The sequence below is a fragment of the Aeromonas sp. Y289-2 genome, assembly GCF_027705925.1.
Taxonomy (GTDB): Bacteria; Pseudomonadota; Gammaproteobacteria; order Enterobacterales; family Aeromonadaceae; genus Aeromonas; species Aeromonas veronii.
Window position 1 is genome coordinate 1 of the sequence record NZ_JAPDCH010000022.1, and the last position, 22693, is coordinate 22693.

Below are 22693 nucleotides of genomic sequence, written 5' to 3' on the forward strand. Positions count from 1 at the left end.
CATTCGCCATGCGAGAGTAGGACACTGCCAGGCACCCAATACAAGAAACCCCGCTCATCGAGCGGGGTTTTTTATTGGCTGAAATTTAGTAAATCGCTTGACTATTAGCCTTCCATCTTCTTGTAATTCACTGAAATTCCCATGATGCCTCAAAAGAGGCTCTTTTTTCTGTTTGATATTTACTCATTGGTTCAATGGGTTGGATATAAAAAACACAGAATGTGATGCCTCTACCTTTCTTGTGATACCTACTCTGGTTTAATTCTTCAGTCCACATGGATGGACCAAGGAATCACAATAATTTAAGGAATAGACCCATGTTCAAAAGAACAGTAACGATGATGCTGGCGGCGGGAACCCTGGTATTAGGCGGTTGCGCATCCAATGGTGGTGCAGAGCAGGCTGCGGCAGACAACAGCGACTTCGGTGGTAAGTCCATCTACCTGCGCGGGGAGATGAACGACTGGATGGCGACTGATGAAAGCAAGGTAGTCAAGGTGGCCGACAAGCTCTATATGGCCAAAGGCACCCTCAAGAAAGAGTGGGCCCCCTACAAGTTCAAGTTTGCTGATTCAGGCTGGAGCTGCGGTACCAACTTTGGCTATAAGAGCCCGAGTGATGGTGTTGCCGTGTTGGGTGGTGAGGCGGTGCCGGTCAACCCATGCTCCAAGTATGAGGACATGAAGTTCTCACCAGATGCTGATGGCGTCTACGAGTTCTATCTGAATATGGCGGGTGAAACACCGACCGTTTACGTCAAGAAGCCCTGATCTATCTCTGAGTGTTAAATATCTCAGCAAATTAATCAGTTAAGTGCCCTGGCCCAGAAATCTGCTGGCCGGGGCATTTTTTTAGGTTAGAATCGGCGCCCTCATGGCATCAGGTGTACTATATGTTGTGCCATTAATTTTAGATGGCACCATTAGTTGTGTTTTCTGCTGTTGTCATGATGTTGATGCATTCACATAAGGTTGATTGAAAATGGCTAAATCGAACCCGGTGCTGGAGAGTGAGCTTGGCTCCCGCCTTATCCCCATGCAGGAAACGTCCCTCGAGATCTGGGATAGCAAGTATCGCCTCAAGAGCAAGGATGGCACTCCCATCGACAGCTCTATCGATGAGACTTACCAGCGGGTAGCCCGTGCGTTGGCAGAGCAGGAGCTGGAACCGGAGGCCTGGTATGAGCCGTTCCTGTGGGCGTTGCGCAATGGGGCCATTCCGGCGGGCCGCATCACCTCCAACGCCGGGGCGTTTGAGCACAAGCCTGCCACTTCAACCATCAACTGTACTGTTTCCGGTACCATCGAAGATTCGATGGACGATATCCTTGGCAAGGTGCACGAGGCCGGTCTGACCCTGAAAGCCGGGTGCGGTATCGGCTATGACTTCTCGACCCTGCGCCCGCGCGGTGCCTTTGTCTCCGGTGCCGGTGCCTACACTTCCGGCCCGCTCTCCTTTATGGATATCTATGACAAGATGTGTTTCACCGTCTCGTCAGCCGGTGGCCGTCGCGGCGCCCAGATGGGCACCATGGATATCCGCCATCCCGATGTGATCGAGTTTATTCAGGCCAAGCGTGAAGATGGCCGCCTGCGTCAGTTCAACCTCTCCCTGCTCATCACCGAAGATTTCGTCAAGGCGGTGAAAGAGGATGCGCCCTGGTCGCTGATCTTCCCCTATACCGCCAAAGAGGTGGAGCAGGATGGCATTGCGCTGGACGATCCCGCTCAGGTGCTATGGGCCGACTGGCCCAACAAGGAAGGGGTTGTATTCAACGAGTTGGGGCAGGTCGCCTGCAAGGTCTACAAGACCATGCCCGCCCGCAAGCTGTGGAATGTCATCATGACCTCCACCTATGACTATGCAGAGCCCGGCTTCATCCTGATCGACAAGGTCAACCAGATGAACAACAACTGGTTCTGTGAAGAGATCCGCGCGACCAACCCCTGTGGTGAGCAGCCGTTGCCGCCCTACGGTGCCTGTCTGCTGGGCTCGGTCAATCTGACCAAGTTTGTGCGCGACCCTTTTACTGAAAACGCGGCATTCGATTGGCAGGCGTTTCGCAAGGTGGTGGCCATCTTTACTCGCATGCTCGACAACGTGGTTGAGATCAACCAACTGCCACTGGCCAAACAGCGCGAGGAGATCACAGCCAAGCGCCGGCATGGCATGGGTTTCCTGGGTCTTGGTTCGACCCTCACCATGCTGCAGATCAAGTACGGCTCTGCGGCATCCGTAGCCTTTACCGAGCAGGTATCCCAGGAGCTGGCGATGACCGGCTGGCAGGAGTCCCTGCGTCTTGCCAAGGAGAAGGGCCCAGCCCCCATCATGGAGCAGGAGTACGAAGTGACCGGCAAGATGCTGCGTCTGCGCCCGGAAATGGCGGCTGATGGCATCAAGGTGGGCGACAAGGTGAAGGGCAAGGTGCTGCATGCGCGCTACAGCCGCTACATGCAGCAGGTTGCCGAAGTGGATCCTGCGCTGGTTGCCGAGCTGGCCGAAGTGGGTGGGCGTTTCACCCATCACAGTAGTATCGCGCCGACCGGCACCATCTCGCTGTCTCTGGCCAACAACGCCAGCAACGGCATCGAGCCGAGCTTTGCCCACCACTACAGCCGCAACGTCATCAAGCCGGGCAAGAAGAGCAAGGAGAGCGTCGATGTCTACTCCTTCGAGCTGCTGGCCTACCGCGAGCTGGTGAATCCGGCCGCCATGCCCTATGCCGATGATGAGGCGAGCCGTCTGCCGGACTATTTCATTACTGCCGATGACATCAGCCCGGCGCAGCATGTGGACATTCAGGCGGCGGCCCAGCGCTGGATTGACTCCTCCATCTCCAAGACTGCCAACGTGCCAACCGATTTCCCGTTCGAGCAGTTCAAGGACATCTACATGTATGCCTCGGACTCTGGCCTCAAGGGCTGCACCACCTTCCGCTTCAATCCGGAGGCCTTCCAGGGCGTGCTGGTGAAGGAGAAGGATCTGGAGAACACCCTGTACGATTTCACCCTGGAGGATGGCTCCGTCATCTCCGTCAAGGGGAACGAAGAGATCGAATACGATGGCGAGCTGCACACGGCCGCCAACCTCTACGACGCCTTGAAAGAAGGCTATTACGGTAAATTCTGAGAACGACATTATGGTCAAGAAGATCGACAAGAAAATCGTCTCCTACAAGGTGCGTACCAAGGATGAGCCGCAAGAAGATCTCTCTGTGCAGGATGACGTAGTGCATATGCACGAAACCGTGCTGCGCCCGGAGCGGCTGATGGGCACCACCTACAAGTTGAAGACGCCGGAGCATGTCTCCGAGCACTCGCTGTTCATCACCATCAACGACATCATTCTCAACGAGGGTACGGTTCACGAAACTCGCCGTCCGTTCGAGATCTTCATTAACTCAAAGAGCCTGGAGCACTATCAGTGGATCGTGGCGCTAACCCGCATCATCTCGGCGGTATTCCGCAAGGGGGGGGATGTCACCTTCCTGGTGGAGGAGCTGCGTTCCGTATTCGATCCCAAGGGCGGCTACTGGAACAAGGGCAAGTATGTACCATCGCTGATCGCCGAAATTGGCAACGTGATCGAGAGCCATCTCACCGAGATCGGCATGCTCAAGGCGCCGGGGTTGGACGAGCATCAGCAGGCATTTCTGGCCGAGAAGCAGGCCGAGTTGAAAGCCGCTCAGGAGGCTGAAGAGCAGCAGGCGAGCAGAGGTTTTCCGGCCAATGCCGCGCTCTGCTACAAGTGCCACACCAAGGCGCTGGTGCTGAAGGATGGCTGCATGACCTGCCTCAACTGTGGCGACTCCAAGTGCGGCTGACAGACATGCCCAAGTAGTTGAACGATAGAAAAAAGACCGGCCACAGTGCCGGTCTTTGTATTGCTGTTTTTATGCGCAATCAAATCAGGCGGCCAAGTGATTTGTTGCGCGATAGTAAAATCGGGCGTAGCGTTGAGGGTAATAAAACTGTCACGGCCGTGTGGTTTCAATGACATCTGAGATTCACACACGTGGCCCTTCAGTGCCAAGGAGGATGCTTATGGACAATACGGACCGAAAGCTGTTTATCCTGGATACCAACGTTTTGCTTCACGAACCCCTCGCTATCTACTCCTTCAAAGAGCACGACGTGCTCATCCCCATGACGGTGCTGGAAGAGCTCGATAACATCAAGGATCGCAACAAGGATGTCAGCCGCGACGCGCGGGTGGCCATTCGTGCGCTGGAAGATGTGTTCCGCGATGCAACCCCGGATCAGATCACCCAGGGCGTGCCGCTGGCTGGCGAAGCGAGCGGCAATATCTGCATCTTCAGCGATCACCATCTGCCGCAGGATGCCGAGGTGTTTACCGACAAGGAGGCCGACAACCGCATCATCAACGCGGCCCTCTATCTGCAAAAGCACGAGTTGAAGCGTCAGGTGGTGCTGGTCACCAAAGACATCAACATGCGCCTCAAGGCCAAGGGGGCCGGGCTTGCTCACGTTGAAGATTACCGTAGCGACCAGCTGATCGACGATATCCGCCTGCTGGCTAAAGGCTTTCAGGTTGTGCCCGGCAGCTTTTGGGAGCGGGTTGGCGAGTGCGAGAGCGAGACCCATGGCCGCGACACCATCCATGTGATCGATGCCAATCTGCTGGAAGGGGTTCACGTAAACCAGTATCTGGTGGATGAAGAGAATTTCTTCGCCGCCCGGGTACTCAGCCACGATGGCAACAAGATCCGCATCAAGGATCTGGGCCGCGAGCGGCTGATGTCCCGCAAGGCGTGGGGTGTGCATCCCAAGAATGTCTATCAGGGGATGGCGTTGGATGCCCTGCTCGATCCGCACATCGATCTGGTGATCCTGACCGGCCCGGCGGGTTGCGGCAAAACCTTGCTGGCCATGGCTGCTGCGCTGGAGTTGGTGATTGAGAAGGGCATTTACGAGAAGGTGATCGTCACCCGGAATACCCCGGAAATTGCTGAGAGCATCGGCTTCCTGCCCGGCACCGAAGAGGAGAAGATGATGCCCTGGCTGGCGGCGGTGACTGACACCCTGGAGGTGCTGCACAAGCAGGACGAGAACATGAGCGGCTCGCTCAGCTACATCATGGAGAAGGCCAACATCCAGTTCAAATCGGTCAACTTCATGCGTGGGCGCAGCATCCAGAACACCTTCGTACTGCTGGATGAGTGCCAGAACCTGACCGCTTCCCAGATCAAGACCATCATCACCCGCTGCGGCGAGGGTACCAAGATCGTCTGCTCCGGTAACTTGGCCCAGATCGACTCCAACTATCTGAGCCCTGTGACCTCGGGTCTCACCTACATCGTCGAGCGTTTCAAGGATTTTGACGGCAGTGCCAACATCTTCCTCAATGGCGTGGTGCGCAGCCGACTGGCTTCGTTCGCCGAGGAAAATCTCTGATTTAGCTGACTATCTTCATATGAGAAAGGGAAGCCACTTGGCTTCCCTTTTTTGATCCCGTCACCAGTTCAGTGTCCTTGGGTCACTGTCCAAGGTAGCGCAGCAGCCCCGGGTGGTTGCTGTTTTGCAGAATATCCGGTTTGCCTTGCAGGGCGATGCGCCCCTCGTCGACAAACAGCACCTGATCGGCGATAAGCTGGGCATCCTCCGGATTGTGGGAAACCATCAACACGGTAATGCCCTGTTCGCAGGCGAGGCGCGCCACTTCGGCCAGCATCTCCCGGCGTAGGGCGGGATCGAGGGCAGAGAAGGGCTCATCCAGCAGCAGCAGCGGTTTGCCGCGCACCAGCGCCCGGGCCAGCCCGACCCGCTGCTGCTGGCCGCCGGAGAGCTGTTCAGGCAGGCGGCTTAGCATCTCGCCAAGACCAACCCGTGCGGCTGCATCGATCACCTGTGCCCGCTGGGCGGCACTCAGGCGTAGACCCGGGTGTAGGCCGATAGCGATGTTGTCGAACACCGACAGGTGGAGGAACAGGTTGTGATCCTGAAACAGGGTGGTGACTGGTCGCTCGGCGGGGCCCAGCGGCAGCAGATCTTCGCCATCGAAGCTGAGGCGGCCCGACTCCACCGGCACGAAGCCGGCGATCATCCCGAGCAGGGTCGATTTACCTGCGCCACTTGGGCCGATCAGTGCGGTGATCTCTCCCTTGGGCAGGGTCGCGCTGAAGCTGACGCGCCAGTCGGGGTAGCTGGTCACCAGCGTATCAATGTTCAGCATGTTTTCCTCCTCAAAGGGTTCGTTCCATCAGCCGGAGCAGCCGCAGAAACGCTGGCACAGGGGCGCAAGGCGTTTAGTATCTCAATGTTGCTCGCCATTTTTTCCTCCAAGCCCCCGCTCCACCAGCCAGAACAGGGAGAAACAGAGCGTCAGCAGCAGCAGAGCGGTGGCGGCTGCCTCGGTCAATCGATAGCTGCCAAGCTGTTGGTAGAGCAGCCAGGGCAGGGTGGTGAGCTCCTGACTGCCAAACATGGCGATGGCGCCGAGATCCCCCAGCGAGAGGATCATCGACAGCGCCATCGCCAGTGCCAGCGGGCGGCGCAGCAGCGGCCACTCCACCAGTCGCAGGCGATGCAGGCCGCGCACCCCGAGGCTGTCGGCCAGCCGATCGTATTGGCGTACCACCAGCTGCATGGGGGCGGAGAGGGTACGCAGCACATAGGGCAGCGCCATCAGGGCGTTGACCAGTACCACCAGCCAGGAGCCGAGGGCGAATACATCGGCAAAGGGCATAAACAGGATGAACAGGCCGGTAGAGAGCACCACCGCCGGGATCATCAGGATCACCGAGCCGCTGGCCTCCCACAGGGCGGCAGCCCGCCGCTGGCGGGTGCGCACCTTGAGGTGACGGATGGTGAGCAGCAGGCCGCTGCCGAGCAGGGTCGCCAGGGTGCCTGCCGCCAGTGCAATCAGCAGCGACTGGCCGCTCGCCTGCCACAGCTTGCTGGAGGTGAGCGCCATCAGCAGGCCGGGTTGAAGGCCTGCCACCACGATGGCAAGCAACGGTGGCAGAAAGATGGCGAGCCCGATGCCGAGCGAGAGCAGATCCACCACCGCCGTGCCCGGCTGATGACGGTCCGGCCGCAGGCAGGGGCGACGGGGTGTCACCCTGCTGGCTGGGGTGCTCTGCAGCTTGTGCTGCAGGGCGAGCAGGGCGGCGGTCAGGATCAGCTGCACCAGCGCCAATCCGCCCGCGGTGGCGAGATCGAAGTCAAAGCGCAGCGCCTGATAGACGGCCACCTCCAGGGTGGTCGATTTCGGGCCGCCCCCCAGCGCCAGCACTGTGGTGAAGCTGGTGAAGCAGAGCATGAAGATGAGGCTGGCCAGCCCCGGCAATATGCCGCGAATAAGCGGCCACTCCAGCAGCCGGAAGATGTGGGATGAGCGCATGCCGAGCTGGCTGGCAAGGCGCCAGCTCGATTCGGGGATGCTCTCTATGCTCTGCAGCATCAGGCGTGCCGCCAGCGGCATATTGAAGAAGACGTGGGCCAGCAGGATACCGAACAGGCCGTAGAGATAATTGCCGGGATCCAGCCCCAATGAGCGCAACAGTTGCGGCAGCCACCCCTGTTTGCCGTGTACCGCCACAATACCGAAGATGGCGATGATGACCGGAAGTACCAGCGAGAGACCAAATAGCTTGATCAGCAGGGTTCGGCCAAGGAATCGCCGCCGCGCCAGCGCGCGGGCCACCGGAATGGCCAGCCCGAGACTGAGCAGGGTGGAGAGCAGTGCCTGCCCCAGACTGAAGCCCAGCACATGGCGCAGATAAGGATCTGCGAGCAGGGTGCGGGGTGCCAGCGAACCGGCCTGCCACAGCAGGGCCGCGAGCGGCCCGAGGGATAACAGCAGGATCAACAGGGTGGCGGCACTGCCCGGCAACCACCAGAGGGGACGAGCTTGTGGTTTCAGATAACGGTTCACTGGGTGACGGCTTGCAGCCACTCGCGGATCCACCCTTTGCGATTGGCGGCCACCTCATCGCTGCTGAAGGCGAGCGGCTTGGCTACGGTGATCATCTGCTCGAAGCCCTTGGGCAGCGGCGTGTCGATAACGGGATACATCCAGTTGCCAGTCGGGATCTCGTTCTGGAAGGCGGGGCTCACCATAAATTGCAGGAACTGGTCAGCCAGCTTCTCCTGTTTGGCGCTCTTCAGCTTGGCGGCCACTTCTACCTGACGGTAGTGCCCCTCTTCAAATGCCGCAGCCTGATACTGGGGCTTGCTCTCGGCAATCAGGTGATAGGCCGGAGAGGTGGTGTAGGAGAGCACCATGTCCGCTTCGCCATCGAGGAACATGCCATAAGCCTCTGACCACCCCTTGGTGACGGTAACCGTCTTTTTGGCAAGCTCGCCCCAGGCGGCAGGCGCCTTGTCGCCGTAGACAGACTTCATCCACAGCATCAACCCCTGCCCCGGGGTGGAGGTGCGGGGATCCTGATAGATCACTTTGAGGTCGGGACGCTCCACCAGCTCTTTCAGGCTCTTGGGCGGCTGCTTGAGTTTGTCTTTGTCATAGACGAAGGCGAAGTAGCCGTAGTCGTAGGGGACGAAGGTGTCATCCTGCCAGCCACCCGGCACCTTGATGCCATCCAGCTTGGCGGGATGGGGGGCGAACAGACCGCTCTGCTTGGCTTCGCTGATGAGGGCATCGTCGAGCCCCAGCACCAGATCGGCCTTGCTGTGGTTGCCCTCCAGCCGCAGCCGGTTGAGGATGGCGACCCCATCTTCGAGGGGAACCAGATTGAGGGTGCAGTCGCACTCTTTCTCGAAGGCCTGTTTGATCTTGGGCCCCGGACCCCACTCGGCAGTGAAAGAGCTGTAGGTGTAGACGGTGAGGGTGTCGGCGGCGAACACATTGGCCGACAGCAGGCCGGTGGTGACCAGCAGCAGGGTCTTCATGGGTGGCACTCCCTATTACTTGTTAATAACGAGGTGCCAGCGGGTGAGGGCGCAAAAAATGAGCGCCATGCCTCAAATTCCTCCGCCAGCATTATCTGGATCAGGTACACGGGTATAATCTCAGCGGTAAACCGCACCCCGTTTGAGAAACGAACCGCATTGTATTAACGTTCTTTTGGGTAGACCAGCACAATTGTGCAATACCCATGAGATGACGCCCACCCAACAGAGGATGTTCGCGTGCTTACCAATACCAAGGAAAGGCGTGCCTTTGCGCGCATGGTCATCAATGCTCCGGTCACCGTCTATCAGCAGCAGCTGGTGCTGGAGGGGATCTGCCGGGATCTCAGTGCCAACGGCATGGGGATTGCGGTCTCTGAACACCAGCTCGACATCAATCAGCCCATCCGGATCAGTCTTGCCACCAACAACAACCTGTTGCCCCCCTTTGAAGCCCATGCCCGTATTATCCGGGTGCTGGAGGAGGAGAGCGGGTTGCTGCTGGCGGTAGAGTTTCTGCCTAAGGGCTAATCCTCTCTCCCCATCGGCAGAGGGAGGGGATTAGCCTTTCTCCTGAACCGGCTGCACACTCAACTGCTTGCTATCGACCAGCGTTTTGCTGGTCGATGCTATTTGGCCCGCAGGCAAGGTGGCGGGGCCGGTAGGTTCGAGCAGCAGGTAGTTCTGCCCCTGCCAGTTGAGGGTCACATCCCCCGGCTTGGCGGGCAGGTCAACGGCCAGCAGAGCATGGCCGGGGACGAACACCATGGCCTGTTTCAGCTCGGGAAAGAGCTGAGCCAGCATGGCGGCCATCAGGGTTACCTTGCTGTCGCAATCACCCCGGTTCTGCTCCAGCACCTGACGGGGAGATAGAAATCCCTTGCCCTGCCTGCCGTTCAGGCTATCGAGCTGCTGATAGGGGATGCTCTGGATAAAGGTGAGCATATGGGCCACGGTTTTCTGGCGAGCTTCTGTTTCGGTGCTGCCCTGCTGTTTGAGTTGATCCGCCAGTGGAGCCAGCCCGCTGCGACTCTCCAGCGCGATGCGCACATGATCTTGCTTCACCGCCAGCTGCCCGTCTGGGGTGTTGAAGTACTGGAAGTAGTGTTTGGTCAGCCACGCCTGCTCCTCTTTGCTCCGTTTGGACTGCAGAAAGGCCATCGCCTCGCGCGCCTTGTCCTGATTGCGGCTTTTCAGATGCAGCTCCAGCGAGGGACGGGCGAGGGTGAACTGCACCTCGGGGTAGTTCTGGCGCACCTCCCGCAGCAACACCTGCAACACCTCCTCCTGCATTCTCGCCGGGCGATAGGCGATAAGGGGCGGCAACTTGCCCTGTTCGAGCCGGTAGGTGAGCTGTTGGGGTTTGCCTTCGCTATCATGCCAGCCGACGCTGATCTGGCCGAGGCTGTTGTTGAAGCTGGTTTGGCTGGCCCCCGCAGGCAGGGCAAGCAGCAGGGCACAGAGCAGAGGAATTGCCGTCGGTCTCTTCATCATCCTTTCCTGTGGCACGGGCCAGTTCCGGTGGCCCAAAGTGGGAAGCGTCGCGGACAGTAAAACAGGGAGCCGAAGCTCCCTGTTGATTCTACTCGTTTTTTTGCAACTGGCGCGTTAAATCCAGCTCGGCTGCTTCGCCTCAAAGGCGCTGATGGCGGCCTCGTGCTGCAGGGTCAGGCCGATGGCATCCAAGCCGTTGAGCAGGCAGTAACGGCGGAACTCGTCGATCTCGAAACCGAAGCTGAGCTCACCTGCGCGCACCTGATTGGCTTCCAGATCCACCTCGATCTCAATGCCCGGCTTGGCGGCGACCAGCTGGAACAGGGCGTCAACCTCCTCCTCCTTCAGGCGCACCGGCACCATGCCATTGTTGATGGCGTTGCCGTAGAAAATATCGGCAAAGCTCGGCGCTATGATGGTCTTGAAGCCGTAGTCGGCCAGCGCCCAGGGGGCGTGCTCGCGACTAGACCCGCAGCCGAAGTTCTCGCGAGCCAGCAGGATGCTGGCACCGGCGAATTGCGGTTGGTTGAGCACGAACTCGAGGTTGGGCTGCTGGCCGGCATCGTCCAGAAAGCGCCAGTCGTGGAACAGGTGCTTGCCAAAACCGATGCGGTTTACCTTCTGCAAAAACTGTTTGGGAATGATGGCGTCGGTGTCGACGTTGGCGCTGTCGAGGGGGACGACGATCCCTTTATGCTGTTTGAATCCTGTCATCGCTGTTTCCTCTTACAGTGCGCGAATGTCGGCGAAGCGGCCGGTGACGGCGGCGGCAGCGGCCATGGCCGGGCTCACCAGATGGGTGCGGCCGGCGCGGCCCTGACGCCCTTCGAAGTTGCGGTTGCTGGTGGAGGCGCAGCGCTCCCCCGGTTGCAGCCGGTCGTTGTTCATGGCCAGACACATGGAGCAGCCGGGCAGGCGCCACTCAAAGCCCGCTTCGATGAAGATCTTGTCCAAGCCCTCAGCTTCGGCCTGTGCCTTCACCTGTTCGGAGCCCGGCACCACCAGCGCCTGCACCCCGGCCGCGACTTTGCGACCGCGGGCGATAGCGGCTGCGGCGCGCAGATCCTCGATGCGGCTGTTGGTGCACGAGCCGATGAACACTTTGTCGATGGCGACATCGGAGAGTTTCTGGCCTGGCTGCAAGTCCATGTAGGCGAGCGCTTTGCGGGCGGACTGCTGCTCCATCAGATCGCTGAAGGATTCCGGCGCCGGAATGGGGTCATTGACGGCAATCACCTGCCCCGGGTTGGTACCCCAGGTGACCTGCGGGGCGATGTCGGCGGCGTCCAGCACCACTTCAGCATCAAACTTGGCATCGGCGTCGCTCTTGAGGCTCTGCCAGTAGGCGATAGCCTGCTCCAGCGCCTCGCCCTTGGGGGCAAACTCCTTGCCACGGATGTAGTCGATGGTGGTCTGGTCGGGGGCAATCATCCCCGCCTTGGCGCCGAGCTCGATGGCCATGTTGCACACTGTCATCCGCCCTTCCATGGTGAGCCCTTCGATGGCTTCGCCAGCGAACTCCACCACGTAGCCAGTACCACCGGCGTGGCCGACCTTACCTATGATGGCCAACACCACGTCCTTGGCGCTGATCCCCTCGGCCAGCTTGCCGTTGACCGAAATGCGCATGGTCTTGGCGCGGCCCTGTTTCAGGGTCTGGGTGGCCATCACATGTTCCACTTCGGAAGTGCCGATGCCGAACGCCAGCGAGCCAAAGGCGCCGTGAGTGGCGGTGTGGGAGTCGCCGCAGACGATGGTGGTGCCGGGCAGGGTGATGCCGAGCTCGGGGCCCATCACATGGACGATCCCCTGATATTTGTGGTTGAGATCGTAGAGGCGAACCCCGAACTCTTTGCAGTTGTCCGCCAGCGTCTCCATCTGGATGCGAGCCATCTCGCCGGAGGCGGCGATGTCCTTGGTGGTGGTGGAGACGTTGTGATCCATGGTGGCCCAGGTCAGGTCTGGGCGGCGCAGCTGGCGGTTCATGGCGCGCAGGCCGTCAAATGCCTGCGGGCTGGTCACTTCATGTACCAGATGGCGGTCGATGTAGATGAGGGGGGTCTCCCCTTCCACTTCCCGTACCACGTGGGCGTCGAATACTTTCTGATAGAGGGTCTTGGCCATTGCTTCTCTCTTCCTTGTTCTCTGTTATGCGGCTCAGATCCGGGCGGCGATCTGGCTACCCATCTCGGACGTGCTCTGCACCGGATGGCGGGCGCTGGCCTGATGCAGGTCGGCGGTGAAGTAACCCTCGGCCAGGGTCTGGGCCACGGCCTGCTCAATGGCCTGGGCGGCAGCCTCCATCCCTAAGCTGTAACGCAGCATCAGGGCGGCGGAGAGGATCTGGGCGATGGGGTTGGCAATCCCTTTGCCGGCGATATCCGGGGCCGAACCACCGGCCGGTTCGAACAGGCCGAAACCCGATTCGTTGAGGCTGGCGGAGGGGAGCAGTCCCATGGAGCCGGTGATCATGGCGCACTCGTCGGAGAGGATGTCACCGAACAGGTTGGAGCAGAGCAGCACATCGAACTGGGACGGATCCTTGATGAGCTGCATGGTCGCGTTATCGATGTACATATGGTTGAGGGTTACGTCCGGATAGGACTTGGCGACTTGCGTCACCACCTCGCGCCACAGAATGGAAGAGGCGAGCACGTTGGCCTTGTCGATGGAGGTGACCTTGCCACGGCGCACGCGAGCCGATTCGAACGCAATCTTGGCGATGCGCTCAATCTCGAAGCGATGGTACACCTCGGTGTCGAACGCCTTTTCGTTCGCCCCTTCTCCCTCGCGCCCCTTGGGCTGGCCGAAGTAGATGCCACCGGTCAGCTCGCGCACACAGGCGATGTCAAATCCGCGATCGGAGATGTCGGCACGCAGCGGGGAGAACTGTTCCAGACCGGTGTAGATGCGGGCCGGGCGCAGGTTGCAGAACAGTTTGAAGTGGGCACGCAGGGGCAGCAGGGCGCCACGTTCCGGCTGATCGTTGGGGGGCAGATGTTCCCATTTCGGGCCGCCCACCGAGCCAAACAGCACGGCATCGGCCGCTTCACAACCCGCGATGGTGCTTTGCGGCAGCGGGGTGCCGTGGTTGTCGATGGCGATGCCGCCTACATCGTGGCGATCATATTCGAAGGCAAGGCCGAATTTGGCCTGCACCTTTTCCAGCACCTTGACGGCTTCGGCCATCACTTCCGGGCCAATGCCGTCACCCGGCAATACTGCGATCCGATAACTGCTCATACACTCTCCATCCTGATATTGTCTTTGAGATCCCTCTGTCCGGTTTCCCCGACGCTGCGCGCGGTTACCGGTTCAGACGTTCCCCGTCCCGATGTTGTCATTCCATGCCGTCTGTGTGGCTGCGAGTCCTGCTCAGACGGTTTCTGATTTGATGCTGTTATTGCGTTCCATCTGCTCGGCTACCTGATCGGCGCGCCAGATGCTGTTGATCACATGGAGCAGGGCATGGGCCGAGGATTCGATGATGTCGGTGGCCAGCCCCATGCCGTGGAATTTGCGCCCCTTGTACTCGGCGACGATATCGACCTGACCGAGGGCATCTTCCCCTTCGCCCTTGCTCTTGAGGGCATATTTGTCGATGCGGATCTCATAGCCGGTGATGCGGTTGATGCACTGGTAGACCGCATCCACCGGGCCATTGCCAGTGGCCGCTTCGCAGATCAGATCCTGCCCCACTTTCAATTTGACCGAGGCGGTGGCCAGTACCGAGCTGCCGCTCTGGACCCCGAGGTACTCCAGCTTGAAGTGCTCGGGCTCTTCGTGGATCTGGCTGAAGAAGGCCAGCGCTTCGAGGTCGTAGTCGAACACCTGCCCCTTCTTGTCGGCCAGGGTCAGGAACTTGCCGTAGAGGTGGTCGAGGTCGTAGCTGCTCTCGGCGTAGCCCATGGACTCCATCCGGTGCTTGATGACGTGGCGGCCGGAGCGGGAGGTCATGTTGAGGTTGTTCTGGGTCAGGCCGATGCTCTCGGGAGTGATGATTTCGTAGGTATTTTTCGCCTTGAGCACCCCATCCTGATGGATGCCGGAGCTATGGGAGAAAGCGTTGGCCCCGACGATCGCCTTGTTGGGCTGCACCGGCATGTTGCACAGCTGGCTGACGAGGGTGCTGGTGCGATGAATTTCGTTGTGGCGGATATTGGTTTGCACCCCGAGCAGGTCGGCGCGGGTTTTGAGGATCATCGCCACCTCTTCCAGCGAGCAGTTGCCCGCCCGTTCGCCGATGCCGTTGATGGTGCACTCGATCTGGCGGGCCCCCATCTGCACCGCGCCGATGGAGTTGGCCACCGAGAGCCCCAGATCATCATGGCAGTGGACCGAGATGATCGCCTTGTCGATGTTGGGGACCCGGTTGAACAGGGTGTGGATGATGCCGGAGAACTCGGTCGGCACCGTGTAGCCCACGGTATCGGGGATATTGATGGTGCGGGCGCCGGCCTTGATGGCGGCTTCCACCATGCGGCACAGGTTGTCTATCGGCGTGCGGCCCGCATCCTCGCAGGAGAACTCCACATCATCGGTGTAGCGCAGGGCGTGCTTGATGGCGCCGACCCCCATCTCCAGCACATCCTCGAAGCTCTTTTTCAGCTTGCTCTCCACGTGGATGGAGGAGGTGGAGATAAAGGTGTGGATGCGAAACGCCTCGGCGACCCGCAAGGCTTCGCCGGCGGCGTCGATATCCTTGGGCAGGGCGCGGGCGAGGGCGCAGACCCGGCTGTTTTTGATGTGGCGGGCTATGGTCTGCACCGATTGAAAATCGCCGGGAGAGGAGACCGGGAAGCCCACCTCCATGACGTCGACACCGAGCCGCTCCAGTGCCTGGGCGATCTGCAGCTTCTCCTTGACTGTCAAACTGGCCGCCAGGGCCTGCTCACCATCACGCAAGGTGGTGTCGAATATGATGACCCGATCTGACATGTGACTTCCCTCTTCCTAAGTTCGGTAACGTGCATCCTGCGGCGGCATAAAAAAACCCGTGCAGGGTGCACGGGTTTTTGTAAATTCCGGCTATGCCTTAGCCCGGCTACAAGGATCCCGCGCGAGTTAACGCGATTAGGGAGATTAGTAGTAGCGGGCTGGCGATACGCATGACGTTGTTATTCCTTCCAGTCGATAACGCTTTTACCAATATCGAGATTTTTATGCTGTGTCAACACGGAAGGTCAGGGGCAATCTGCTGACGTATTTAATCGGATTGTAAAGGATTGCAAATTTCCTTGTCCCATATTCGGCCCATGACCGATTATCTGGTCATTCCTGCTGTGCTCTATTCTCTGCACAACCAGATCGACTTATCAGCATTGGCTGAATTATCTGAGGTGTTAAATGGAAAAACGTAGACCTGGTCGTCCGGTCGGACGTTCTGACATTCGTGACAAGTTGCTTGCTGCCGCCCGTGAGCGTTTTCTCAATACTCCCTATAGCAAGGTGACTACACGCGAAATCGCGGAGCTTGCTGGCTCCAATCTGGCAATGATCCACTACTACTTCGGCAGTAAAGAGGGTCTTTACAAAGCGGTGCTGGGCGATGTCGCCGAGCCCCTCGACCATGCCTGGCAAGATGAACACAGCAATCACAGCCTCAACGAGCTGCTCAACACCTACTATCAGGTGATGGCGCCCAACAGCGAGCTGACCTCGGCCATCTCCAGCGCATTGTCGACCGAGAAGAGCCCGGGCCGGGATTTTGTGCTGAACCGCCTGCTGGAACGCCAGCTGCCGCAGTTCGATGCCCTGCTGGAAACCATGAAGTCCAACGGCGAGCTGGGTGACAACCTGGATCCCGACATGCTGAAGATCTCCTTCCTCAGCATGATGTGGCAGCCGTTCGTGATGAAAGATCTCTACGAGCAGGTGTTTGGCCTGAAAGTGGATGAGCACTTCATGGCCCGTCTGGCGGACCACAATTGCCGTCTGATGGAGACCGGCCTGCGCGGCAGCCACTGATTTTGCCGCAACATCGAGATTAAAAAGGGCCATTCGGCCCTTTTTTCATAAATCTGTTATCCCTTGTTCAACGTAACGTCATCCCGCTTTCTTACTCTGCAAGCAGAATTCAGGGAAGGAGGGGATATGAACAAGATCCAGCAATGGGACCTGCAGGTGTGCCGGGTCTGCCTGCTTCACGGCTACAACCGGCAGCAGGCGAGGGTGAGTCGTCTCATTTCCCGCACCGGCGATGGCCCGCTTTACGCTGTGCTGGCCGCCCTGCTCTGGTGGCAGGGGGAGGCAGAGCGGGAACTGGTGCGACTGGCGCTGCTTGCCTTTGCCATCGAACTGCCCCTCTATCTGCTGCTGAAAAACAGCCTGAAACGGCAACGGCCGGTCGGCTTGCCGGTCTTTATCACCCCCTCCGATCGTTACAGCCTCCCCTCCGGCCACACCGCCGCCGCTTTTCTGATGGCCACCATACTGGCCACCGGCTTTCCGCTCTGGGCACCCCTGCTGTTTGGTTGGGCGGCGCTGGTGGGAGCATCCCGGCTGCTGCTCGGGGTACACTATCTGAGCGATCTGGTTGCCGGTGCCCTGCTGGGTGGCGGTTGCGCCGTGCTGGCGCTCGGCTGGAGCCACTCATGAGGATACTGTTTGGGGTGCAAGGCACCGGCAACGGTCATATCAGTCGCAGTCGCACCCTGGCGCGGGCGCTGCGCACGGCAGGGGTCGAGGTGGATTATCTCTTCAGCGGCCGCCCTGCCGACCGCTACTTCGACATGGAGGAGTTCGGCGCCTACCGCGCCTTTCCCGGCCTCACTTTTGTCAGTCACGAGGGGCGAGTTTCTCCGTGGCGTACCCTGCAAGCCGCCTCGCCGCTCACCTTCTGGCGGGATCTGCGGTCTCTCGATTGCAGCGAATACGATCTGGTGGTGAGCGATTTTGAGCCGCTGACCGCCCACGCCGCCCGCCGCTATGGCAAGCCGAGCCTCACCGTCAGTCATCAGGCCAGCTTCAACTGGCCCATACCGCGCTGGGGGGAGGATGGGGTCAGCCGCCAGCTGATGCGCCACTTTGCTCCTGTGGATCAGCCGCTCGGGCTGCACTGGTTTCACTTCGGTCACCCTTTGTTGCCACCGGTGATCGACCCCATTGCCGCCGCACCGGATAACGGCGAGATCCTGGTCTATCTGCCGTTCGAGCAGACCGAGGCGATCGCCGCCCTGTTGTCGCGCTTTGGTCAGCAGCGCTTTGTTTGCTTTCACCCCGCCATTCGCACCCCCAGCCAATGGCGCAACCTGCGCTTCGAGCCACCGTCGCGGCACGGGTTTATCGCCGTGTTGGCCGGTTGTCGCGGCGTTATATCCAACGCGGGTTTCGAGCTGGCTTCCGAGGCGCTCACCCTCGGCAAGAAGCTGCTGGTCAAGCCCCTCGGCGGCCAGTTCGAGCAGCTGACCAATGGCAAGACTCTGGAGATGATGGGGCTGGCGACCTTGATGGATGTGCTCGATGCCAATCTGGTGCGCACCTGGCTCGACAGCGCCTCGCCGGGGGCGGTTTGCTACCCCGATGTAGCGGGGGAGCTGGCCCGCTGGCTGGCGGCGGGAGCCGACGAGAGCGTGGCCTCTCTGTCACGGCGGCTCTGGGCGCGCACCCTGTTTCCGGAGGAGGTGAGTGATCGCCTGAGCGAGCTGGATGGGGGCGACTGTTTATCCAGTTGCTGGTTATCGCAAGTGAGCGTTGTTGACTAGACTGAAAGGCGATCCCACCAAGGAGAGGACGGAGCAAATGCGCTTTACCAATGAAAACGGCGAAGTCATGAACCTGGCTGACAATCTCACCCTGCACGAGCTGCTCGATATGGGTGTCAGCATCTCGGTCAGTGAAGAGACCGATCCGGATCAGCAGATCTGGTTGGCGGAGCCGGATCAGGAGAACTGAGTCATCATTCGGCATCAAGCCCATCGCTGAGTGGTGGGCTTTTTTGTGGCTGTTTTTCCCCTCTGCGGAATGATCCGCTGGCCATTCCCCGACTTCCTTCCCTTTTGTCTCATGGTCGCTACGGCAAGTCATTGAATGTTAATAGCCGGTTGAAATGTATGACTGTTCTGGTCAGATAAAGCCGTGGACAAGCGTTATGAAGCGGGTTAAGTTGGTTTTTCACCCTATTTTCGGGTGAATGACGGAAAAATCCTTTTTTTCTACTGTCGACGGGGCTGAATTGGGCCGATCTGCATTCAGATAACAACAAGAAACGGATCGGGCCGTGCCGGGAAGCACGGCATCGTCGGCGGGATTCGCTAAACGGAGCAAAGCCTGGAGGGCTTTATCATGGAGATGTTATCAGGCGCCCAGATGGTGGTTAGAGCGCTGGAAGATCAGGGAGTTGAGCACGTCTTCGGCTACCCTGGTGGCTCAGTGCTCGACATCTATGACGCTCTCTTCGAAAACGGCAAGATGGAGCATGTCTTGGTGCGGCACGAGCAAGCCGCGGTTCACATGGCTGACGGTTACGCCCGTTCCACCGGCAAGGTGGGGACTGTGCTGGTAACGTCGGGCCCGGGAGCGACCAACTGCATTACCGGTATTGCCACCGCCTATATGGATTCCATTCCGCTGGTGATCCTCTCCGGCCAGGTGCCGACCAGCATGATCGGTGAGGATGCGTTCCAGGAGACCGACATGATCGGTATCTCCCGCCCGGTGGTGAAGCACAGCTTCCTGTGCAAGAAGGCGAGCGATATCCCTGAGGCCATCAAGAAGGCCTACTACATTGCCGCCAGCGGCCGCCCGGGGCCGGTGGTGGTGGATCTGCCCAAAGATGTGCAGAACCCGAAAGAAAAATTCCCCTACCAGTATCCCGAGACGGTCTCCCTGCGCTCCTACAACCCGACCAAGTCTGGCCATAAAGGGCAGATCAAGCGGGCAGCCAAGCTGCTGGTAGAAGCCCAGCGCCCGGTGATGTACGTGGGCGGTGGCGCCATCAACGCCAATGCGGATCATCTGGTGACCAAACTGGCGGAGCTGCTGAATCTGCCGGTGACCACCACCCTGATGGGGCTGGGGGCCTTCTCCGGTGTTCATCCGCAATTTATCGGCATGCTGGGGATGCACGGCACCTTCGAAGCCAACAAAACCATGCACAACGCGGATCTCATCTTCGCCGTCGGTGCCCGCTTCGATGACCGCGTCACCAACAACGTGGCCAAGTTCTGCCCCAATGCGACCGTGGTTCATATCGATATCGACCCCACCTCCATCTCCAAAACGGTGCAGGCCCATGTGCCCATCGTCGGCTCGGTGGAAACCGTGCTGGAGCAGATGCTGGAAGTGATCCGCGAGTGTGGCTTCGATAACGACAAGGAGGCGCTGGCGGACTGGTGGAGCCAGATTAACCAGTGGCGCTCCCGTCATTGTCTGGCCTACGAAAAGTCGGCTACCCAGATCAAGCCACAGCAGGTGATCGAGACCCTCTACAAAGTGACTCAGGGTCAGGCGTTCGTTGCCTCCGACGTGGGCCAGCACCAGATGTTTGCTGCCCTCTACTACCCGTTTGCCAAACCGCGCCAGTGGATCAACTCAGGGGGCCTCGGCACTATGGGCTTCGGCATTCCGGCCGCCATGGGGGCCCAGTTTGCCAACCCTGATTCGGTGGTCTGCTGCGTCACCGGCGATGGCTCGGTGCAGATGAACATTCAGGAGCTCTCCACCTGCATGCAGTACGGAGTGCCCATCAAGATCATCTCCATCAACAACCGTGCGCTGGGCATGGTCAAGCAGTGGCAGAAGATGTTCTACGGCGGTCGTCACAGCCACTCCTACATGGAGTCCCTGCCAGACTTCGTCAAACTGGCGGAAGCCTACGGCCACGTCGGTATCGCGGTGAGCGATCCGGCCGAGCTGGAGAGCGCCATGGAGAAAGCCTTCGCTATGAAGGATCGGCTGGTGTTCATGGATATCTCGGTCGACCCGGATGAGCACGTCTATCCGATGCAGATCAAGTTTGGTGCCATGGACGAGATGTGGCTGAGCAAGACGGAGAGAACCTGATGAGACATATAATTTCCGTTCTGCTGGAGAACGAATCTGGCGCCCTGAGCCGGGTGGTGGGCCTCTTCTCCCAGCGCGGCTACAACATCGAGACCCTGACGGTGGCGCCCACTGAGGATCCCACCCTGTCACGCATGACCATAGTCACCATGGGTGACGAGCGGGTACTGGAACAGATCCAGAAGCAACTGCACAAGCTGGTGGATGTGCTCAAGGTGTGCGACTTGAGCGAAGGGGAGCATATCGAGCGGGAGATTGCGCTGGTCAAGGCGCGCGCCGCCGGTGGAGCCCGTGACGAGCTGAAACGGCTGGCGGATATCTTCCGTGGCCAGATCGTCGACGTCACCCCGGAGCAGTACACGGTACAGCTGGTGGGTACCAGCGAGAAGCTGGATGCCTTTATCAAGACTGCCGCCCAGACCAACGAGATCATCGAAGTGGTGCGCTCCGGCGTCTGCGGTATCTCGCGGGCAGACAAGGCGCTGCGGCCCTGATGGCTGGCGGGACAGCTGATGACGCGTCAGCTGCCGCAGAGTGAAAGTAAAGAGGGCTCTGCGGAGCCCTCTTTGTTTGGTTTTGCTTTACGAGGGTAGGATGATGTTCGGTATTCATGATCTTGCACTGTTTATGGTCTCGGGGCTGCTGCTCAATATCATGCCGGGACCCGACTCCCTGCTGGTCATGCTACGCAGCGGCTCGCAAGGGTGGCGTGCCGGTTCGGTCGCGACCCTTGGCATCGGCACCGGTGTCATGGTGCATGTGCTGGCGGCGGCGCTGGGTCTGTCGGCCCTGCTCAGTGCCTCGGCCGAGTTGTTTGCCCTTATCAAGCTGGCTGGCGCCATCTACCTCATCTATCTGGGGTTCTCCCTGCTGCGCCAGCAGGCAACGGGTGCAATGGAGGGAGGGGCCACCCTGCCCGCCCTCTCCTATGGCCAGATTTACTGGCAGGGAGTGCTGACCAATGTGCTCAACCCCAAGGTGGCGCTCTTTTTTCTCGCCTTCGTGCCCCAGTTCATCGCGCCGGATGCCCCCGACAAGGCGCTCGCCTTTATCCTGCTCGGTTGCATCTTCAATCTGGGCGGTATCATCTGGTGTCACCTGCTGGTCTTTACCACCGTCTATGCCAGCCACAAGGTACGCTTGTCGCAGCGTCTCGGTCGCTGGCTCAACCGGGGCATCGGCACCCTGTTTGTCGGGCTCGGGATCAAGCTGGCCAGCGACTAGCTCGCCGCTTTCTGACCTGGGGCAGATTATCGTGCGCCGCGCTGTGGTATGGTCGGCGGTCAGCTGCGGGGCCAGCCCCGCTCTCTCTTTTTCAGGTCAGCCCCACTGGCCGCAGCAGCGAGATCCCTTGCCCAGATGAACATCGCCCGGCTCAAGAACTTTACCGAGATTGTGAAGAACAACTTCAACATCTCGGCGACGGCGGAGAAGCTCTACACCTCCCAGCCGACCCTCAGCAAGCAGATGAAGATGCTGGAAGATGAGCTCGGGCTCGCCCTCTTTACCCGCAAGGGGAAAAATTTGGTCGGCTTGACCAGCGCAGGCGAGCAGGTGATGGAGTTGGCCAAGGGGGTAGTAGCGCAGGTGGAGCAGATCAACCAGCTCTCGCTTGGGGAGCAGCTGGCCACCAGCGGGGTGCTGCGTATCGCCACTACCCACACCCAGGCCCGCTACAAGTTGCCAGCGGTGATCACCGAGTTCAGCCGTCGTTATCCCGATGTGGCGATCCAGCTTCATCAGGGGGCACCTGCCCAACTGGCCCAGATGGTGCAAAGCGGCGATGTGGATATGGCGATCGCCACCGAGTCCATGTATCTGTTCGACGAGCTGGCCGCCGTCCCCTGTTATCGTTGGGGGCGCAGTGTGGTGGTGCCCCACGGTCATCCACTGATCGACTGCCAGCCGCTGTCGATGGCGGATCTGGCCCGCTATCCCCTCATCACCTATGTGTTCGGCTTTACCGGCCGCTCCAAGATGGACAAGGCCTTCAGCCGTCACGGCCTCTCGCCGAAAACCGTGCTGACCGCCACCGACACCGACGTGATCAAGCACTACGTCCGGCTCGGCATGGGGGTCGGGGTGATTGCAAGCGTAGCCTTTGACGAGGGGGATAGGGAGGCTCTGGTGAGCCTCAACATCGACCACCTGATCGCCTCGAGTGCCACCCACATCTGCCTGCGCAAACATGCCCATTTGCGTGACTACATGTACGACTTTATCCACCTCTACGCCCCCCATATCAGCCGGGAGACGGTGCAGCTGCACCTTATCAACCAGCCGCCCGCTGCCAATATGGCGGAGTTGCCGTGGCTCTAACCGCG

General features: G+C 59.6%; 21 protein-coding genes and 1 riboswitch. Of the genes, 13 read left to right on the plus strand and 8 right to left on the minus strand.

All coding sequences use genetic code 11. From position 1 onward, the window contains the following. Positions 1-317 precede the first annotated feature (317 nt). The 4 genes from OKC43_RS20355 to OKC43_RS20370 all read left to right on the plus strand — a co-directional run bounded on the left by OKC43_RS20355 (position 318) and on the right by OKC43_RS20370 (position 5414). Positions 318-770 carry a pullulanase gene (locus OKC43_RS20355; protein ID WP_123173750.1) on the plus strand — a complete coding sequence of 151 codons (453 nt, stop codon included), beginning with the start codon at positions 318-320 and terminating at the stop codon, positions 768-770. 211 nt (positions 771-981) lie between these two features. After that, a complete protein-coding gene (locus tag OKC43_RS20360) occupies positions 982-3129 on the plus strand; it encodes an adenosylcobalamin-dependent ribonucleoside-diphosphate reductase (RefSeq protein ID WP_236271634.1) in 2148 nt (715 codons plus the stop codon). 10 nt (positions 3130-3139) lie between these two features. Next, complete coding sequence (locus OKC43_RS20365; RefSeq protein WP_270660582.1) at positions 3140-3823, plus strand: TSCPD domain-containing protein; 684 nt, start codon at positions 3140-3142, stop codon at positions 3821-3823. A 220-nt stretch (positions 3824-4043) separates the two neighbouring features. Next, on the plus strand, positions 4044-5414 hold the full coding sequence (locus OKC43_RS20370) for a PhoH family protein (RefSeq protein WP_005358170.1): 1371 nt from the start codon (positions 4044-4046) through the stop codon (positions 5412-5414). An 82-nt stretch (positions 5415-5496) separates the two neighbouring features. On the opposite strand, the gene thiQ is transcribed toward OKC43_RS20370, so the two are convergent. The 3 genes from thiQ to thiB form a co-directional block, all read right to left on the minus strand. Then, on the minus strand, positions 5497-6192 hold the full coding sequence (gene thiQ / locus OKC43_RS20375; protein ID WP_201902675.1) for a thiamine ABC transporter ATP-binding protein: 696 nt from the start codon (positions 6190-6192) through the stop codon (positions 5497-5499). Between the two features lie 81 nt (positions 6193-6273). After that, positions 6274-7896, minus strand: coding sequence for a thiamine/thiamine pyrophosphate ABC transporter permease (gene thiP, locus OKC43_RS20380; protein ID WP_236271636.1), 1623 nt, complete (start codon positions 7894-7896; stop codon positions 6274-6276). Further along, a complete protein-coding gene (thiB, locus tag OKC43_RS20385) occupies positions 7893-8873 on the minus strand; it encodes a thiamine ABC transporter substrate binding subunit (protein WP_236271637.1) in 981 nt (326 codons plus the stop codon). Before thiB ends, thiP begins: the two co-directional genes overlap by 4 nt. A 60-nt stretch (positions 8874-8933) precedes the next feature. Then, positions 8934-9024: riboswitch (TPP riboswitch) on the minus strand. A gap of 89 nt (positions 9025-9113) precedes the next feature. Here thiB and OKC43_RS20390 point away from each other — a divergent pair. Further along, positions 9114-9404, plus strand: a complete 291-nt coding sequence (locus OKC43_RS20390) for a PilZ domain-containing protein (protein WP_236271638.1) — start codon at positions 9114-9116, stop codon at positions 9402-9404. Between the two features lie 30 nt (positions 9405-9434). Here the strand turns inward: OKC43_RS20390 and OKC43_RS20395 are convergent, their stop codons facing one another. The 5 genes from OKC43_RS20395 to leuA form a co-directional block, all read right to left on the minus strand. Next, on the minus strand, positions 9435-10364 hold the full coding sequence (locus OKC43_RS20395; protein WP_236271715.1) for a transglutaminase domain-containing protein: 930 nt from the start codon (positions 10362-10364) through the stop codon (positions 9435-9437). 117 nt (positions 10365-10481) lie between these two features. Beyond that, on the minus strand, positions 10482-11081 hold the full coding sequence (gene leuD, locus OKC43_RS20400; protein WP_236271639.1) for a 3-isopropylmalate dehydratase small subunit: 600 nt from the start codon (positions 11079-11081) through the stop codon (positions 10482-10484). Positions 11082-11093: 12 nt separating this feature from the next. Further along, entirely contained in the window at positions 11094-12491 is a 1398-nt protein-coding gene (gene leuC, locus OKC43_RS20405; RefSeq protein WP_236271640.1) for a 3-isopropylmalate dehydratase large subunit, read from the minus strand. Between the two features lie 33 nt (positions 12492-12524). Further along, a complete protein-coding gene (gene leuB / locus OKC43_RS20410) occupies positions 12525-13610 on the minus strand; it encodes a 3-isopropylmalate dehydrogenase (RefSeq protein ID WP_236271641.1) in 1086 nt (361 codons plus the stop codon). A gap of 132 nt (positions 13611-13742) precedes the next feature. Further along, positions 13743-15305, minus strand: a complete 1563-nt coding sequence (leuA, locus tag OKC43_RS20415) for a 2-isopropylmalate synthase (RefSeq protein WP_005341192.1) — start codon at positions 15303-15305, stop codon at positions 13743-13745. Positions 15306-15713: 408 nt separating this feature from the next. Here leuA and OKC43_RS20420 point away from each other — a divergent pair, with 408 nt between their 5' ends. From OKC43_RS20420 to OKC43_RS20455, 8 genes are all read left to right on the plus strand, one after another. Next, positions 15714-16334 (plus strand): TetR/AcrR family transcriptional regulator, encoded by a 621-nt coding sequence (locus tag OKC43_RS20420; RefSeq protein ID WP_005349170.1) that lies wholly within the window; start codon positions 15714-15716, stop codon positions 16332-16334. A 126-nt stretch (positions 16335-16460) separates the two neighbouring features. Continuing rightward, positions 16461-16964, plus strand: a complete 504-nt coding sequence (locus OKC43_RS20425) for a phosphatase PAP2 family protein (RefSeq protein ID WP_005339149.1) — start codon at positions 16461-16463, stop codon at positions 16962-16964. Then, positions 16961-18070 carry an MJ1255/VC2487 family glycosyltransferase gene (locus OKC43_RS20430; RefSeq protein ID WP_005349173.1) on the plus strand — a complete coding sequence of 370 codons (1110 nt, stop codon included), beginning with the start codon at positions 16961-16963 and terminating at the stop codon, positions 18068-18070. The genes OKC43_RS20425 and OKC43_RS20430 overlap by 4 nt, the downstream gene beginning before the upstream one ends. A gap of 37 nt (positions 18071-18107) precedes the next feature. After that, positions 18108-18260 carry a hypothetical protein gene (locus OKC43_RS20435; protein ID WP_005339147.1) on the plus strand — a complete coding sequence of 51 codons (153 nt, stop codon included), beginning with the start codon at positions 18108-18110 and terminating at the stop codon, positions 18258-18260. Positions 18261-18650: 390 nt separating this feature from the next. Further along, positions 18651-20369: an acetolactate synthase 3 large subunit gene (locus tag OKC43_RS20440; protein WP_064338750.1), complete on the plus strand. Its 1719-nt coding sequence runs from the start codon at positions 18651-18653 to the stop codon at positions 20367-20369. After that, positions 20369-20863 (plus strand): acetolactate synthase small subunit, encoded by a 495-nt coding sequence (gene ilvN, locus OKC43_RS20445; protein ID WP_005311605.1) that lies wholly within the window; start codon positions 20369-20371, stop codon positions 20861-20863. Before OKC43_RS20440 ends, ilvN begins: the two co-directional genes overlap by 1 nt. A 103-nt stretch (positions 20864-20966) precedes the next feature. Continuing rightward, positions 20967-21593: a LysE family translocator gene (locus OKC43_RS20450; RefSeq protein WP_064340079.1), complete on the plus strand. Its 627-nt coding sequence runs from the start codon at positions 20967-20969 to the stop codon at positions 21591-21593. A gap of 135 nt (positions 21594-21728) precedes the next feature. Further along, positions 21729-22688 (plus strand): LysR substrate-binding domain-containing protein, encoded by a 960-nt coding sequence (locus OKC43_RS20455; RefSeq protein WP_005349178.1) that lies wholly within the window; start codon positions 21729-21731, stop codon positions 22686-22688. Positions 22689-22693: the final 5 nt, after the last annotated feature.